This is a genomic window from Stenotrophomonas sp. GD04024 (genome assembly GCF_029837545.1).
GTDB classification, from domain to species: Bacteria; Pseudomonadota; Gammaproteobacteria; order Xanthomonadales; family Xanthomonadaceae; genus Stenotrophomonas; species Stenotrophomonas forensis.
In genome coordinates this window covers 18,568-35,544 of the sequence record NZ_JAOEDV010000007.1, presented here as the reverse complement: position 1 = coordinate 35,544, position 16,977 = coordinate 18,568, and the positions used below count along the sequence as shown (strand labels likewise).

Genomic DNA, 16,977 nt, shown 5'->3' with positions numbered 1-16,977 from the left:
CCTTACCGCACGATGCGCAGCACGTCATCCAGCAACGCGGCGGCGGTGACTTCCGCGCCCGCGCCCGGTCCCTGGATCAACAACGGCTGGCGCTGATAGCGATCGCTGTGGATGGCCACGCGGTTGTCGGTGCCCGCGCCCTGCGCCAATGGATGATCGGCAGGCAGCTCGCGCAGGCCCACCTGCGCACCCTGGCCATCGACGCGACCGACAAAACGCAGCACGCGGCCGTTGTCGCGCGCCTGCTGCCAGCGTGCCTGCAGCGGCGCATCCAGCTGTTCCAGCGCGGCTACCGCATCTTCCAGCGGCAACGCGGCGAGCGTTTCAGGCACCAGCGAATCCACCTGCACCTGCGACGCGTCCAGCGCCAACCCGCTGCTGCGGGCCAGGATCAGCAGCTTGCGGCGTACATCCTCGCCGGACAGGTCCAGGCGCGGATCCGGCTCGGTGTAGCCTGCCGCCAGCGCTTCGCGCACTGCGGCCGAGAACGGTGACTGGCCATCGTAGCGATGGAACAGCCACGCCAGTGATCCGGACAGGACGCCCTCGATGGCATGGATATGATCACCGCCGGCCACCAGCGCGCGCAGGCTGCTCAGCAGGGGCAGGCCTGCCCCCACGGTGGCGCTGTCGCCGTAGCGTGCACCGCTGTCGGCGCAGCTTTCGGCAATTGCCTGCGCGCGCGCCAGCTGCGCGCCTCGCCCCAGCTTGTTGGCGGTCACCACGTGCACGCCGCGCGCCAGCCACTGCACGTGGCGTGCAGCCACGTCTTCGCTGGCGGTCGCGTCAACCACCACGTCGCCACGCTCCAGTCCTTCGGCGCTGGCCCACGGCGGAGCGCTGTGGCCATCACGCGGTGCACGCCGTGCCAGCTCCAACGGCAATGCCAGGTCACGATCGATCTCCAGCGCAGTGCGCGAATTGGCCAGCCACTGCACGCTGGGCAATTCCAGCCCGCGTGCCTGCAGCGCCTGGTAGCGCTGCACGAAGGCCGAACCCACCGTGCCGGTGCCGAGCAGCGCCAGGCGTCCCGCGCCCAGCGCAGGAATGTCAGCGGCCAGTGCGCTCATGCGTCCACCACCTGTTTGCGGCGTGCAGCGGCATCGATCACCGCTTCGGCGCGCTGCAGCGCCGCGCCGAGATCGGCCAGCAGGTCACGCTCGGCCTCGATGCCCACTGACAGGCGCAGCAGCCCTTCGCTGATGCCGGCCGCCGCACGCGCTTCGGCGGTCATCGCCGCATGGGTCATGGTCGCCGGATGCGCGATCAGGCTCTCGACGCCACCCAGCGATTCGGCCAGGGTGAAACAACGCAGTCCATCAACGAACGCGCGCACCGCCGCATGCGGATCGTCGCCGGCACAGTGCGCCAGCTCGAACGACAGCATCGCGCCGAAGCCATCCTGCTGGCGTGCGGCGATGGCCTGGCCCGGGTGATCGGCCAGGCCCGGGTAGTACACCGCGCCAACCGCCGGATGCTGGTCCAGCAGGGCAACGATCGAGGCGGTATTTTCCTGGTGCACGCGCAGGCGCGCATCCAACGTGCGCAGGCCGCGCAGGGTCAGGAACGCATCGAACGGCGAGCCGGTCAGGCCCAGCGCATTGCCCCACCACACCAGCTGCTCGTGCAGTGCCGGATCGCGCGCGACCACTGCGCCACCGACCACGTCGCTGTGGCCGTTGATGTACTTGGTGGTGGAATGCAGCACCAGGTCCGCGCCAAACGACAGCGGCTGCTGCAGGGCCGGCGACAGGAAGGTGTTGTCGACCACCACCAGGGCGCCGGCCCTGTGCGCGGCATCGATGACGAAGCGCAGGTCGGTGATGCGCAGCAGCGGGTTGGATGGGGTTTCCACCAGCACCAGCTTCGGCTGGGTGGCCAGTGCCTGCGCCAGCGCACGCGGATCGGTCAGGTCGGCGGTGACCAGTTCGAAGTGGCCCTTCTTCGCCAGCGCGTTGAACAGCCGCCAACTGCCACCGTAGGCATCGTGCGGCACCACCAGGGTGTCGCCCGGCTGCAGCAGCGCGTTCAGCACCAGATTGATCGCGCCCATGCCGGTGGCGGTAACGACCCCACCTGCGCCGCCCTCCAGTTCCGCAAGTGCTTCACCCAGCAGGTCGCGGGTCGGGTTGCCACTGCGCGTGTAGTCGTACTGGCGCTTGTTGCCGAAGCCTTCAAAGCTGAAGTTCGACGACAACACGATCGGCGGAGTGACCGCACCATGCGCGGTATCACGATCGATGCCGGCACGGACAGCGGCAGTGGTACGGCTACAGGACGGCTCGTTGGCGTGCAGGCTCATGCGGACTCTCCAGAGGTACGGAAGGCAGTGGCGAGGATCGCGTCGATGCGATCGGTTTCTTTGAGGAAGGCGTCGTGGCCATAGGGCGAGCGCAGCACGCGCAGGCTGCCGCGCGGGCCCAGTCCTTCAACCAGGCCGACCAGATCGGCCAGCGGCACCAGGCGATCGCCCTCCACGGCCACCACCACGGTCGGCGGCAGGATCGCGGCAGGGTCCACGCGGTGCAGGTCGATCGATTCGGACAGGCGCAGGTAGGCGGTTACCGGCGTGCGCGCGACGTACTGCGCCCCGGCGGCGTCGAGATAGTCTTCGGCGGCCACGCGCACGCGGCCATTGATCACTTCCGGCGCGGCATCGAAGCGCTCGCCGAATTCTTCCGGGGTGCGGTAGCTGAGCATGGCGAACTGGCGGGCCAGGGCGAGGCCGTGGTCTTCGCCGCACTGCAGCTGGCCCAGCGCGACCGCGCGGCGCTGCAGTGCGCGCCAGGCCGCGGCATACGGATGCGGGCGATGCGCGCCGCTGGCCAGCACCAGCTGGCGCACGCGGGCACGATGGCGGATCGCGAACTGCTGGCCGACCAGCGCGCCATACGAATAGCCGACGAACGCCTTCAGCGCGCGGATGCCGAGATGATCCAGCAGCAGCGCCAGCGCATCGGCCTGGTCGGCGGTATCGATCGGAACGTCCAGCGCGCCATCTGCCCCGATGAAGTCGAAGGCCAGCACGCGCAGCTGCTGTGAGTCCAGCGCGCGGCCCTTGCCGACCAGATCCTCGGCCCAGCCCTTCTCGCTGAACTGCGGGTTGGACGCCACATGGCGGTGGGCGGAAATGCCACCGGCCAGCACCACCACCGGCGCATTCGCCGGGCCGACCCACTCATAGCGCAGGCGCACCGGGCTGGGGCCGGCGTGGCGCATCGACAGCACCGCGGCGAACTCACCGCGCTCGGCATGCACGCGGTCATCGACCGGCACGCTGACGGGGACAAAGGGTTCGGGGCGAAGTGCGGTACTGGCAGCGAAGCTCATGGCGGGATCCGGTTGGGGAATCGGCCATCGAGCCTTCGCGGGGCCCGCGTTCGAGATGCACGTGGGGTGCATGGTTCGAACCATCTTTCGGTGGACGCCACGGTCCCCGCAGGATTTGGCACCTACGCAGTCGCTTGCGCGCCTGCGGGCTGCCCCGGCTTCAAAGGGCCTGTCCCTCTGCCGGTCTCGATGGTGGGGCCACGATGCCAGCCCTTTCCAGCACTGTCAATCCCTTCATGCGGATAAAGCGATGGATATTTGCGGATGAACTCTGCGAAGGCCGTCCCGGTCGTCCCGTTCAGGATCGGATACAGTCCCGGCGGCCCCCTTTGACCGGAACCACGGATGCCACGCCTGCCCCTGACCTGCCTGCTGCTGTGCCTGCTGGCGAGCGCGACGGCCCATGCAGGCGACTGGCGCCAGGGCTGGGGTCTGGTGCCCAAGGCCGCCCCCGCCATTGCTGGGGAATCGGCCCGGGATGCCACGCCGATGGCTCGGCTGCGCCTGCAGCCGGTGGGCGAACACTGGCAGGCGCGGATCGACAACGGGCTGGCGGGGCCGCTGCAGATCGAACTGCGCGCGGCGCCGGGACACCCGGTCGAGGGTCTCCCGGTCGAATCACTGCTGCAGGGTGACAGCAGCCTGGTGGTCGGCCATCTGCCCGCCCCGATCGATGGCCGCATGCTCGATCTGCGCCTGCAGTCGGTGCCGGGCAACCCGGCCGCACAGGCCGAAGATGTCGCCTATCGCCTGCCGTTCGATGCGGCCCGCCTGCGCGTGGACCAGGCGCCGCAGGGCCGGTTCAGCCACGATGACGAGGAGAACCGCGAGGCGGTCGACTTCGCACTGCCGGAGGGCACCCTGGTGCTGGCCGCGCGCGAGGGTACGGTGATGCAGATCCAGGATGGCTTCCGTGGCAACGGGCAGGACCGCGAACGCGATGGTGCCCGTGCCAACTTCATCCGCGTGCTGCACAGCGACGGCAGCATGGCCCTGTATGGCCACCTGCAGGCCGGTGGCATGCGCGTGCGTCGCGGCCAGGCGGTGCAGGCCGGGCAGCCGATCGGCCTGTCCGGCAACAGTGGTTACAGCAGTGCCCCGCACCTGCACTTCGTGGTGCAGGTCAACCGCGGAATGGGCCTGCGCTCGGTGCCGGTGCGCATCTTCGCCGCACAGGGTCAGCTGCAGTTCGCCCGCCAGGCCGGGGCAGACGGCGGCATCGGGCGCTGACCGGCGCCGGCCGGTATAATCGGGCGCTTATCTCTTTGAAAAGCGCCCCGGGCGGGCGCCACTGCCATGTCCGAAGTCGCCAACGAAGCGTCGCGTCGCCGCACCTTCGCCATCATCTCCCACCCTGACGCCGGCAAGACCACGCTGACCGAAAAGCTGCTGCTGTTCGGAGGCGCGATCCAGATGGCCGGTTCGGTCAAGGGCCGCAAGGCCGCCCGCCACGCCACCTCCGACTGGATGGCACTGGAAAAGGAGCGCGGCATCTCCGTCACCTCCTCGGTGATGCAGTTCCCGTACGAAGGAAAGATCGTCAACCTGCTCGACACCCCCGGCCACGCCGACTTCGGCGAGGACACCTACCGCGTGCTGACCGCGGTGGACTCGGCGCTGATGGTGATCGACGTGGCCAAGGGCGTGGAAGAGCGCACCATCAAGCTGATGGAAGTGTGCCGCCTGCGCGACACCCCGATCATGACCTTCATCAACAAGCTCGACCGCGAGGGCAAGGACCCGATCGAGCTGCTGGATGAAGTGGAAACCGTGCTCGGCATCCAGTGCGCCCCGGTGACCTGGCCGATCGGCATGGGCCAGCGCCTGAAGGGCGTGGTGCACCTGCTGACCGGCGAAGTGCACCTGTACGAACCGGGCCGCAACTTCACCCGCCAGGACTCGACCATCTTCCCGTCCATCGATGCCCCCGGCCTGGCCGAGAAGATCGGTGCGCAGATGCTGGCCGACCTGCGCGACGAACTGGAACTGGTGCAGGGCGCAAGCCACCCCTTCGACCTGGACGCGTACCGCGCCGGCAAGCAGACCCCGGTGTTCTTCGGTTCGGGCGTGAACAACTTCGGCGTGCAGCCGCTGCTGGACTTCTTCGTCGAACATGCGCCGTCACCGCAGGCGCGCTCCACCACCGGCCGCGAGATCGCACCGGAAGAAAACAAGCTGACCGGCTTCGTGTTCAAGATCCAGGCCAACATGGACCCGCAGCACCGCGACCGCGTGGCGTTCATGCGCGTCTGCTCGGGCCGTTTCAGCGCCGGCATGAAAACCTTCCACGTGCGTACCGGCAAGGAGATGAAGCTGGCCAATGCGCTGACCTTCATGGCCAGCGACCGCGAGATCGCCGCCGAGGCGTGGCCGGGCGATGTGATCGGCATCCACAACCACGGCACCATCTCCATCGGCGATACCTTCACCGAAGGCGAAGCGGTCACCTTCACCGGTATTCCCAACTTCGCCCCGGAACTGTTCCGCCGTGCACGCCTGCGCGATCCGCTCAAGCTCAAGCAGCTGCAGAAGGGCCTGGCCCAGCTGTCCGAAGAAGGTGCGACCCAGTTCTTCCGTCCGCTCACCAGCAACGACCTGATCCTGGGTGCGGTGGGCGTGCTGCAGTTCGACGTGGCCGCCTATCGCCTGAAGGACGAGTACGGCGTGGAAGCCACCTTCGAGCCGGTCAGCGTGACCACCGCGCGTTGGGTCCACTGCAGCAACGAGAAGAAGCTGGAAGAGTTCCGCGAGAAGAACGCGCTGAACCTGGCGCTGGACGCGGCCGGCCACTTGGTCTACCTGGCACCGACCCGGGTCAACCTGCAGCTGGCGCAGGAACGTTCTCCGGATGTGCGCTTCTCGGCCACCCGCGAAGCGGCGCATACGGTATCGGCAAGCTGAACCGCAAGGGGCCCCGCGGCGGTTCATCCACGCATGGCGTGGATCTGCTGATCGCGGGCGCATCCGCGCAACGCGGGGATTCACCGACCATACGGTGATGGGCGTGCATGCGCCGCCCATCGCGGCGATGATAGGGGGGTGCGGGTCCCCCTCCCCGCGAACGATGCCTACGCCATGTCCACGACTTCCGTTGCTTCGATCCGCGAAGAAATCGCCAGCGCCCTGACCCACGGCCTGGGCGCCGTGCTCGCCCTCGGCGCGGGCGCGGTACTGATCACCCTGGCCGCCATCTACAGTGATGGCTGGCAGCTGGCCGGCGCCATCGTGTTCGGCATCGCGCTGCTGCTGCTGTATACGGCCTCCACCCTCTATCACGCCATCCAGCACCCGATCGCCAAGGGTCGCCTGAAGGTGTTCGACCACTGCGCGATCTACGTTCTGATCGCCGGCACCTATACCCCGTTCACCCTGATCGGCCTGCGCGGTCCGTGGGGCTGGGGGCTGTTCGCGGCGATCTGGACCCTGGCCCTGGCCGGCGTGGTGTTCAAGCTGTTCTACACCGGCCGCTTCAAGCGCCTGTCCACCGCGATCTACGTGGCCATGGGCTGGCTGGTGATCGTGGCGGTCAAGCCGATGCTGGCCTCGATCGACGGCTGGACGCTGGGCTGGCTGCTGGCCGGCGGCCTGTCATACACCCTGGGCACCTACTTCTACCATCGCGAATCGATCCCCTATTCGCATGCGATCTGGCACCTGTTCGTGATCGGCGGCAGCGTCTGCCACTTCGTCGCGGTCACCATGCAGGTGCTGTAAGACAGGGGCCCGCGCGCGGGTTGTGCACACCGCGCACATGGGTGCTTCGCGCCCCGTCCACGATGAGGGGGCAACCATGGCAGCGTGAATGCTGCCGCCTCCCCCGCCACATCGCGCACCTCCCGCTGGCGCCTCCGCCGACCCGGCCCGCGCGGCCGGCGCTGGCTGACGGTCCTGATCTTCCTGCTGGCGGCGGTCCTGCTGTTGATCGCACTGTGGGACTGGAACTGGTTCAAGGGGCCGGTCGAACGCGCCGTGCAGGCGCGTACCGGCCGGGTACTGCACATCGGCCACCTGGATGTGGATCTCGGCCGCACCAGCACGATCCGCGCCGACGCTATCACCTTCGCCAATGCCAGCTGGGCAAAACAGCCGGACATGGCCAGCGCCGACCGCGTCGAGATCGACGTGCGGGTGTGGCCGCTGCTGCGTGGCAGCGTGCAGTTGCCAGAAGTGCGCCTGACCCGGCCGGACGTCCTGCTGCAAACGGCCCCGCGCAAGGGCGAGCCAGGCAACTGGGATTTCCTCGGTGACAGCGCTGGCGGGCCAGGCCCCCAGCTCAAGCGCCTGCGCATCGACGACGGCCGCCTGCAGTTCCTGGATGCGCTCGGCCGCACCGACATCCGACTGGATGTGCGCAGCGGCCAGCCGAAACAGGCCGATGCCGCACCGCCGCTGCTGGTGCAGGGCAAGGGCCGCTGGCAGGGCAATCCGTTCACCTTGCGCGGCGGCACCGAATCACCGCTGCAGCTGACCGACAGCGACCACCCGTTCCGCATCCACCTCGATGGCCGCGCCGGGGCAACCCACGCGGTGGCCAGCGGCACGCTTACCAATCCGTTCCAGCTGCGCGTGTTCGACCTGCAGTTCGCACTCAGTGGCCAGGACCTGGCCGACCTGTACCCGCTGCTCGGCATCGCCATTCCGTCCTCGCCGCCATACGCATTGAATGGCCGCCTCAAGCGCGACCACGACACCTGGCGCTACGAGCAGTTCACCGGCAAGGTCGGCGACAGCGATCTCGGTGGCAACCTGCAGTTCGACGTCAGCGGTGCACGCCCGCGGCTGACGGCCACGCTCGAATCCCGGCGATTGGACTTCGACGATCTGGCCGGCTTCGTCGGTGCACCACCGAAGACCGGCAGCGGCGAGACCGCGAACGCCGAGCAGAAGGCCGAGGCCGCGCGTATCGCCGCCCGTGCCCGGGTACTGCCCGACACGCCCTACAACCTCGGCAAGCTGCGTGCGATGGATGCCGACGTGCGCTGGAAGGCCCATCGCATCAACGCACCCTCGCTGCCGCTGGACGACATGGATGCGCACCTGCTGCTGGATGACGGCGTGCTGCGGCTGGACCCGCTGAACTTCGGCGTGGCCGGCGGCGATATCCGCAGCACGATCCGCATGGACGCGCGCCAGGCGCAGATCAGCACCGCGCTGAAAGCCACCGTGCGCGGCGTGCAGCTGGGCCAGCTGTTCCCGGATGCAAAGCTGGCCGAGCAGGCCAAGGGCGGCATCGGCGGCGAAGTCGACCTGAGCGGTCGCGGCAATTCGATCGCCGCGATGCTGGGCAGCAGCAGCGGCAAGGTCGGCCTGGCGATGGGCCGCGGCCATGTCGGCAACCTGGTGATGGAACTGGCCGGGCTGGATGTCACCGAGTCGTTGAAGTTCCTGGTGACCGGTGACAAGCAGATTCCCCTGCGCTGCGCCTTCGCCGACTTCGGCGTGCGCGACGGCCTGATGAGCAGCCAGGCACTGGCGGTGGATACCACTGACACGATCATCATTGGCGAAGGCACGGTCAGCCTGCGCGACGAGACCCTCGACCTGCTGCTGAAGCCGCGCCCGAAGGACAAGAGCATCCTGGTGCTGCGTTCGCCGCTGCACATCACCGGCACATTCAAGGATCCCTCGTTCCGGCCGGACTTCAAGGCGCTGGGCATTCGTGGCGCGGTGGCCTTGGCGCTGGGCAGCATCGCCCCGCCGGCGGCGCTGCTGGCGACCATTGAACTGGGGCCGGGCAAGGATGCCGACTGCGGTGGGCAGTATGCGAAGTAGGCTAACAGCGTTGTTCACGGCGCCTGCATTGATCGTGGCTTAAGGGGGATGGGTGACCCAGGCAGGACACGCCGTGAACCCATCCATGGGGGCTCGATGGCGCCATCCATGGCGCCAACGGTCCTGCCTGGGCCACCCATCCCCCTCCTGACAGTTTCCTGCGCGCGCGGAACGAGAGCGGAAATTCAAAGTCAAAAGAAAAAAGCAAAGTCAAAAGCTGTTGCCAACCAAGGTTGGCAGCTACCAAAAGCAGATCGTCTGCGGCGAATCTCACCGCGCTCGCTGCAATGTATCAAGAGGTAGAGGGCATGGGCGTGCAGGACCGTTGGCGCCATGGATGGCGCCATCGAGCCTACAGGGACGTACTTGCGGCATGTCCTGCACGCCCATGCCCTCAGCCTCCCGGCGTACCATGAAGGCGCTGCTCTTGCGCTCTGGCTCTGGCTCTGGTTTGAAAAGCGGGCCGGCGGGCCGCAGGCCCGCCAGCGAACAACTCATCCCGCCACGATGTACTGCTGCAGCTGATCCAGCTCCCTGCGCTGTGCATCGATCACCGACTTCACCAGGTCACCGATGGAAATCACCCCCAGCACCTGCGCGCCGTCCACCACCGGCAGGTGGCGGATACGGAAATCGGTCACCAGCTGCAGGCAGTGCTCCACCTGCTCGCCCGACGACACCGTCACCACCTGCGCCGTCATGATCTCGGCCACCGCCGTATCGCGCGACGAACGATCCCGCAGCACGATCTTGCGTGCGTAGTCGCGCTCGGACAGGATCCCGACCAGTCGCGGCCCATCCATCACCAGCACCGCGCCGATACCCTTTTCCGCCATCAACCGGATCGCATCGATCACCGCCGCATCCGGTGCGACTGCGTGTACTTCAGGAGACTTGCCGTCCAACAGTTGCCGTACCGTGGTCATCCGCCTGCCCTCCGAGGGTGGGTTGCAGGGCCGAGTCTGCCACGGTGGATGCTAGCCATGCGTCAACCAGGTACAGCGGGCGCTGCTTGGACTCTTCATACAGCCGCCCCAGGTACTCGCCGATCAGGCCCAGCGCGATCAGCTGCACCCCGCCCAGGAACAGGATCACCGCCATCATCGTCGGCCAGCCCGCCACCCGGTCGCCATACAGCGCCGCCTTGACGATCACCCACAGGCCGAACACGAAGGCCACCGCCGCCGTTGCCAGCCCCAGATAGGTGGCGGCCCGCAGTGGCACGGTAGAGAAACCGGTGATGCCCTCCAAGGCGAAGTTCCACAGCCGCCACAGGCTGAACTTGCTGGTGCCGGCCACGCGCGCATGGCGGTGGTAGGGCACGGCCACCCGCTTGAACCCGACCCAGCTGAAGAGACCCTTCATGAACCGATGGCGCTCGCGCATCTCGCGCAGTGCGCTCAGCGCGCGGGGCGACAACAGGCGGAAATCCCCGGTGTCGGCAGGGATCGGCGTGCGCGACAGGCGCCCCATCACCCGGTAGAACATCGCCGCCGTGGCACGCTTCACCCAGGCCTCGCCATCGCGGGCCATACGCGTGCCATAGACGTTGTCGTGCCCCTCACGCCAGCGCGCGACGAACTGCGGCACCAGCTCCGGTGGGTCCTGGCCGTCCGCATCGAGGATCATCGCCGCACCCTCGCGCACCAGGTCCAGACCGGCCGTCAGCGCGGCCTCCTTGCCGAAGTTGCGCGAGAGCTTCAGCGCCGAGACCCGCGCATCGGCCTGGGCCAGGCCGGCGATCACCGGCCAGGTATCGTCGTGGCTGCCGTCGTCCACATACAGGATGTGCCCTTCGATGTCGGGCATGCCATCCAGCACCGCGCACAACCGCGGATGCAGCAACGGCAGTGCCAGGGCCTCGTTGTAGGCGGCGATGACAAAAGTAAGCCGTTCACGGGTCATGCCCGGATTGTACGTTGCCGGCACGCATGCGGGCCGCCACCTGCAGACCCGGCAGGCCGCGCCCTCACTCCTCCGACAGGTACGCTGCCCCACCCAGCTGTCGCGCCTGGCGCTGGATCCATGCCGCACGCCGCTGGACATACGGCCCCGGCGCCGCCGCGTTGTAGCGCCGTGGTGCCGGCAGCACCGCCGCCAGCCGCGCGCTTTCGGCCGGGCTCAGCCGAGCCGCGTCCTTGCCCCAGAATTTCTGCGCCGCGGCCTGCGCGCCATATACACCATCACCGAACTCGGCGATGTTGGCGTACATCTCCAGGATGCGCTCCTTCGGCCACAGCGCTTCGATCAGCACCGTGTACCAGACCTCAAGGCCCTTGCGGACCCAGCTGCGGCCCTGCCAGAGGAACAGGTTCTTGGCCACCTGCTGGCTGATCGTGCTGGCGCCGCGCAGGCGGCCCCCCTTTGCGTTGTGGTCGCGCGCCTTTTCAATGGCCTGCAGGTCGAATCCATTGTGGTCGGGAAAGCGTTGATCTTCGGCCGCCACCAGCGATATCGGCAGGCTGGGCGCCATCTGGTCCAGGTCGCGCCACTGGTAATGCAGCCGATAGGACCAGTCCGCCTCACCCAGCGCCTCACCGTAGCGCCACAGCATCACCATGGACCCCGGCGGGTCGATGAACCGCAGTACCAGTACCTGCAGGCAGCTGAAGGCGGCCAGCAGCACCGGCAGCCACAGCAGCCGCTTCCAGCGCCAGCGTCGCCGGCGCGGCGCGGCCACCTCCGCTTCTACCTTGTGCTGCTCTCCCGCTGCCCCCATTACTGGTGCATCCTTCTTCTGTCTGGTTGTCGGCGCATTATCCGGCAACCGCCCCCGTTTACGCGCGATGTGAGCCGATGACCGCCAACTCCGATTCCCTGATCCGCTTCCTGCTGCCCGACGCCGGCGTCCGCGGCGTGCATGTGCACCTGCAGGCCACCTGGCAGGAAATCCTGTCCCACGCCCAGTACCCGGATACCGCGGCCGAGCTGCTCGGCGAGGCCTGCGTGGCCTCGGCGCTGTTCACCGGCCACACCAAGATCGATGGCCGCCTGTCGATCCAGCTGCGCAGCAGCACCGCCCTGCGCACGCTGTTCGCCGAATGCACTGCCGCCGGTACCCTGCGCGGCATCGCCCAGCTCAGCGACGGTGCCGACGCGCCGCGCGACCTGTCCAGCCTGGGCGATGACGCCCTGCTCGCGATCACCATCGAGAACCCGGGTCTGGACCCGCGCGAACCGCAGCGCTACCAGAGCCTGGTCGGCCTGACCGCATCGGAACTGGACGAAGCCTTCGAGGACTACTTCCGCCAGTCCGAGCAGCTGCCGACCCGCCTGCTGCTGGCCGCCGACCGCAACGGTGCCGCCGGCCTGCTGCTGCAGAAGCTGCCGGGCGACGAGGGCGACGAGGACGGCTGGGCCCGCGCCAGCGCCCTGTTCGAGACCCTGGGCAAGGCCGAACTGCTGGCCACCCCGGCCGAGCAGTTGCTGCACCGCCTGTTCCACGAGGAGAAGCCCGAGCGGATGGGCAGCAAGCCGCTGTCCTTCGCCTGCTCCTGCTCGCGTGAACGGGTCGCATCGATGCTGCAGTCGCTGGGTGAGGACGAGGCCCGTGCCGCCGCCGAAGCCACCAAGGCAGTCGAGGTGCGCTGCGAATTCTGCGGGCGCGAGTATCACTTTCCTTTGACGGAGTTCGGCATACTGTTCCACGGTGCCGAGGGGACTGTGCCGGCACCTGAACGGCTTCAGTAATCGGCTGGTCTTGCATCTGGGGGGATCAAGGCTTGTTAAGAATTCATAAACGCCCTACGATCAAGTTCCCGTTTCCGCGGGAACTTCCGTTGTTCATCCCTGTCTGAACTGGTCCGATGCGTACCTTCCTGCGTCTACCGCTGGCCCTGCTGATCGCCCTTGGCGCGATCGCGGGCGCGCATGCGCAGAGCAAGGACACCCGTACCGTGCTGCCGGTGTGGAACAAGGGCAGCGGCAAGGTCGAGGCCCTGCTGTATCTGGAACCCACCGGCGAACAGGCAGCCGGCGCCCGCTGGCACTTCGGCCGCAACTCGCTGGATGCCGCCTTCGGCCTGTCCTCCGGCGATTCGCTGGGCCTGCTCTGCAACAGCAGCAGCGGAACCAGCATCAGCGGCCTGGCCAGTCACTGCATGCTGGCCAGCCTCGGCGACGATGACGACCTCAACAGCCGCCGCTTCACCGGCACCGCCGCACTGAACCGTGGCAACAGCCGCCTGGGCATCACCGCCGGTACCGGCCGTGAAACCCTGCCGGCCTGGCTGTCAGGCCCGAACAAGACCCCTTCGCTGCGCGCCGAGCAGAACGACCTGACCGTGTTCGCGCAGAAGAACATCGGCCGCGAGGGCTTCGTCTCCATCGCCGGCACCTATGCCAAGGCCCGCCTGGTACCGCTGGCTGATGCCTCACCGGCCATCGTCGATCGCTGGGACACCAAGAGCCTGAGCATCGGCGCCGGCTACGGCAACTTCACCGGCAGCATCATCGGGCGTGTCGTCGACGTGCCGGGCAAGCCTGGCAAATGGGAAGGCCTGGGAATCGGGCTGACCTGGCGTACTCCCTGGTCCGGCCAGCTCACCGTCGGCGCCGAGAACGTGATCAGCCGCGGCAAGAATCCGTTCTCGCCGCGCAATGAAAGCAACGATGACGGCACCGTGCCGTACGTCCGCTACGAGCAGGATCTCTGACCGGACAGCACCGGCGGGGCTCACAATCCGGGCGTTGAATGGGAACGGGTGCCGCAGGGCGCCCGTTCTTTTTTGCGCCGCAGCAATCCTGAATGGCCGATGGACGGAAAGAATTCTTTCGCCTGCACACTGCAACAACCGAAATATTTTCTTTCACATGAAACTAACGCCAGGCTGGCGAGCTGGGCTGGAACGGCCTCAAGTCGTTGAATTCAATGACGTCAACGACCCGCCCCCATCGCATTCAGCCCTGCCACGGCCTGTATTAACACACCTTTAATTTTTGGGAACGCACCAGTACTATCGGCTCAGCCTCGCGTTTTTTGGAGCGCCTTTTCGCTCCGTACGCAGGCAATCACCCAGCCAAGATTTCTTGGAGAGAGAGAGCCAATGAACTTCAAGTCCAACAAGCTGCGCGACGCCGTCCTGGTCGCGCTCGTTGCCGGTGTGGCGTCCACTGCCACCGCCCAGGCTCAGGAAGCGACCAACCTTGACCGCATCTCGGTCACCGGTTCGCGCATCAAGAGCACCGACATCGAAACCTCGCAGCCGGTGCTCAGCCTGACCCGCGCCGACATCGAAAAGCAGGGCGTGACCTCGGTCGCCGACATCCTGCAGCGCGTCGCCGCCAACGGCGCCGCCCTGAACCGTACGTTCAACAACGGCGGTGACGGCTCGGCCGGCGTCAGCCTGCGCAACCTCGGTGCCGAGCGCACCCTGGTGCTGGTCAATGGCCGCCGCTGGACCACCGGCCTGGACGGCAGCGTCGACCTGAACACCATCCCGACCGCGATGATCGAGCGCATCGACATCCTGAAGGACGGCGCCTCGACCATCTACGGTTCGGACGCCATCGCCGGCGTGGTGAACATCATCACCAAGCAGAACTTCGATGGTGCTGAAGTCAACGCCTACAAGGGCCAGTACAGCGACGGCGACGGCGAGCGTGAAGCGTATGACTTCACCCTGGGCACCGTGACCGACCGCGCCTCGATCACCGTCGGCGCGTCCTACGTCAACGAAAAGTCCGTGATGGCCGGCGATCGCAAGATCTCCGCCGGTGGCCCGCCGTTCTTCAGTGGCCAGAGCGCAACCGGTATCCCGGGCAGCTATGTTCGCAACGGCAACCAGTACATCATCATCAATGGCGTTGAAACCCCGTTCGATGCGAACGTCCACGGTTACAACACCGCGCCGGACAACTACCTGCTGACCCCGAACGAGCGCACTTCGCTGTTCGTGCTGGGTTCGTACAACGTGACCGACAACATCACCTTCCGTACCGAGGCGATGTACAACGAGCGCAAGTCGGAACAGCTGCTGGCCTCCATGCCGGTGACCGGCCAGCGCCTGAGCGCGGCTAGCATGTACAACCCGTATGGTGTCGAACTGACCGGCGTCAATCGTCGCTTCAATGAATCCGGCGGTCGTTCGTTCAACCAGAACGTCAAGAACTGGCACTTCTATGGTGGCTTCGAAGGCTTCTTCGAGTTCGCCGATCGCAACTTCGACTGGGACGTCGGCTACCGCTACGACAAGACCGACCAGAACGACCTGACCTACGGCCTGTTCAACAGGCAGCGTCTGGCCGAGGCCTATGGCCCGTCGGCTCTGCGCGATGGCAAGCCGGTCTGCTTGAATTCGGCGGGTGCCGTCATTGCCGGCTGCGTGCCGATCAATCCGCTGGGCGGCCTGGGTTCGATCTCGCAGGAAGCTCTGGACTACACCTCGTTCACCGCACACGACTCGGCGAGCCTGGTGTCGAAGGGCTACTACGCCAACATCTCCGGTGAGATCGTGCAGCTGCCGGCCGGTGCGCTGGGCTTCGCTGCCGGTTACGAGTACCGCAAGGAAACCGGCCAGTTCGATCCGGACGCCTTCATTGCTTCCGGCCTGAGCACCGGCAACGGTGCGGCGCCGACCAAGGGCGGCTACGATCTGAACGAGTTCTTCGTGGAACTGTCGATTCCGGTGCTGGCGGACCTGCCGGGCGCCAAGCTGCTGGACTTCAGCGTGGCATCGCGCTACTCCGACTACAGCAACTTCGGCAACACCACCAACAACAAGTTCGGCTTCCGCTGGAAGCCGATCGACGACCTGATGATCCGCGGTAACTACTCCGAGGGCTTCCGCGCGCCGAGCATCAACAACCTGTATCGCGGCGACACGGACTCCTTCGAGACCTACATCGATCCCTGCTCGTCCAACGCAGGCCTGCGTACCGGTGCGGTTGCCGCACAGTGTGCCGCACAGGGCGTCCCGGCCAACTTCATTCAGCCGGGCGCCGGTGCGGGCCGCAAGCAGACGGTTGTGCCGTTCACCTGGCAGGCCAATCCGAACCTGAAGCCGGAAACCTCGACCAGCAAGACGCTGGGCCTGGTGTGGAGCCCGAGCTTCGTCACCGGCCTGAACGTCACCCTGGACTGGTGGCAGATCAAGGTTGAAGACGCGATCACCCGCCCGGCGATCCAGGACATCATGAGCTACTGCTACGGCGGCACCCCGCAGCAGCAGGCAGCCTACTGCGGCCTGATCACGCGTGATCCGAACTACGGCACCGTCAACCAGCGCTACACCATCACCAACGTCAACATGCCGCTGCAGAACCTGGCATCGTACAAGGTGGAAGGTTGGGATCTGGGCCTGGCCTACCGCCTGCCGGAGACCTCGTTCGGCCAGTTCACCATCAGCTGGGACAGCACCTATCTGTCCAAGTGGGACACCAAGTCGACCCAGGATTCGCCGGTTGAAGGCCGTCAGGGCCGTTACCGCGACCAGGATCCGTACTGGCGCATCCGCTCCAACCTGTATGTGGATTGGAGCTACGGTGATTTCGGCGTCAACTGGGGCCTGCGCTACAAGTCCGGCATGCGCGAAGAATGCCCGTTCAGCCCGACCCAGGACCCGGAGACCTTCCCGTACTGCTCCGACGGTGCGAAGGGCGAGAACCACATCGCATCGACCACCTACCACGACATCCAGGTGCGCTACAACACCCCGTGGAAGGGCACCATCATGCTGGGTCTGAACAACGCGTTCGACAAGGATCCGCCGGTGTCCTACTCGGTCCGTGCCAACATGTTCGACCCGCAGTACGACCTGCCGGGCCGCTACATGTACATGCAGTACAAGCAGAAGTTCTGATCGATCCACTGATCAGCTGATGCAGCAACGGCCCCGCAAGGGGCCGTTGTTCTTTGTGCCGCCGGCAATACGTGGA

General features: G+C 66.7%; 13 protein-coding genes and 1 riboswitch. Of the genes, 7 read left to right on the top strand and 6 right to left on the bottom strand.

The window, feature by feature from the left end; genetic code table 11:
* Positions 1-2: 2 nt before the first annotated feature.
* Genes N7590_RS03785 through N7590_RS03775 form a run of 3 tightly spaced genes read right to left on the bottom strand, consistent with a single transcriptional unit; the run spans position 3 to position 3,330 of the window.
* Positions 3-1,070, bottom strand: a complete 1,068-nt coding sequence (locus N7590_RS03785) for a homoserine dehydrogenase (protein ID WP_164242647.1) — start codon at positions 1,068-1,070, stop codon at positions 3-5.
* Positions 1,067-2,302: an O-succinylhomoserine (thiol)-lyase gene (locus N7590_RS03780; RefSeq protein WP_279935170.1), complete on the bottom strand. Its 1,236-nt coding sequence runs from the start codon at positions 2,300-2,302 to the stop codon at positions 1,067-1,069. The genes N7590_RS03785 and N7590_RS03780 overlap by 4 nt, the downstream gene beginning before the upstream one ends.
* On the bottom strand, positions 2,299-3,330 hold the full coding sequence (locus tag N7590_RS03775) for a homoserine O-succinyltransferase (RefSeq protein ID WP_164242649.1): 1,032 nt from the start codon (positions 3,328-3,330) through the stop codon (positions 2,299-2,301). The genes N7590_RS03780 and N7590_RS03775 overlap by 4 nt, the downstream gene beginning before the upstream one ends.
* Positions 3,331-3,407: 77 nt before the next feature.
* Positions 3,408-3,526: riboswitch (SAM riboswitch) on the bottom strand.
* A 149-nt stretch (positions 3,527-3,675) separates the two neighbouring features.
* Between N7590_RS03775 and N7590_RS03770 the strand changes: the two genes are divergently transcribed.
* From N7590_RS03770 to N7590_RS03755, 4 genes are all read left to right on the top strand, one after another.
* Positions 3,676-4,560 carry a M23 family metallopeptidase gene (locus N7590_RS03770; RefSeq protein WP_053511843.1) on the top strand — a complete coding sequence of 295 codons (885 nt, stop codon included), beginning with the start codon at positions 3,676-3,678 and terminating at the stop codon, positions 4,558-4,560.
* A gap of 66 nt (positions 4,561-4,626) precedes the next feature.
* Complete coding sequence (locus tag N7590_RS03765) at positions 4,627-6,231, top strand: peptide chain release factor 3 (RefSeq protein WP_053511842.1); 1,605 nt, start codon at positions 4,627-4,629, stop codon at positions 6,229-6,231.
* Between the two features lie 174 nt (positions 6,232-6,405).
* Complete coding sequence (locus N7590_RS03760; protein WP_053511841.1) at positions 6,406-7,044, top strand: hemolysin III family protein; 639 nt, start codon at positions 6,406-6,408, stop codon at positions 7,042-7,044.
* Positions 7,045-7,128: 84 nt separating this feature from the next.
* Positions 7,129-9,102, top strand: coding sequence for an AsmA family protein (locus tag N7590_RS03755; protein ID WP_279935168.1), 1,974 nt, complete (start codon positions 7,129-7,131; stop codon positions 9,100-9,102).
* A gap of 494 nt (positions 9,103-9,596) precedes the next feature.
* On the opposite strand, the gene N7590_RS03750 is transcribed toward N7590_RS03755, so the two are convergent.
* The 3 genes from N7590_RS03750 to mtgA all read right to left on the bottom strand — a co-directional run bounded on the left by N7590_RS03750 (position 9,597) and on the right by mtgA (position 11,821).
* On the bottom strand, positions 9,597-10,028 hold the full coding sequence (locus N7590_RS03750) for a CBS domain-containing protein (protein ID WP_053511802.1): 432 nt from the start codon (positions 10,026-10,028) through the stop codon (positions 9,597-9,599).
* Entirely contained in the window at positions 9,988-11,007 is a 1,020-nt protein-coding gene (locus N7590_RS03745; protein WP_053450529.1) for a glycosyltransferase family 2 protein, read from the bottom strand. The genes N7590_RS03750 and N7590_RS03745 overlap by 41 nt, the downstream gene beginning before the upstream one ends.
* Before the next feature lie 64 nt (positions 11,008-11,071).
* Positions 11,072-11,821 (bottom strand): monofunctional biosynthetic peptidoglycan transglycosylase, encoded by a 750-nt coding sequence (mtgA, locus tag N7590_RS03740; RefSeq protein WP_164241730.1) that lies wholly within the window; start codon positions 11,819-11,821, stop codon positions 11,072-11,074.
* Between the two features lie 77 nt (positions 11,822-11,898).
* On the opposite strand from mtgA, the gene N7590_RS03735 reads away from it, so the two are divergent.
* From N7590_RS03735 to N7590_RS03725, 3 genes are all read left to right on the top strand, one after another.
* Positions 11,899-12,792 (top strand): Hsp33 family molecular chaperone HslO, encoded by an 894-nt coding sequence (locus N7590_RS03735; protein WP_164241731.1) that lies wholly within the window; start codon positions 11,899-11,901, stop codon positions 12,790-12,792.
* 116 nt (positions 12,793-12,908) lie between these two features.
* Entirely contained in the window at positions 12,909-13,757 is an 849-nt protein-coding gene (locus N7590_RS03730; RefSeq protein ID WP_164241732.1) for a hypothetical protein, read from the top strand.
* A gap of 390 nt (positions 13,758-14,147) precedes the next feature.
* Positions 14,148-16,901, top strand: a complete 2,754-nt coding sequence (locus tag N7590_RS03725) for a TonB-dependent receptor (RefSeq protein WP_279935167.1) — start codon at positions 14,148-14,150, stop codon at positions 16,899-16,901.
* Positions 16,902-16,977: the final 76 nt, after the last annotated feature.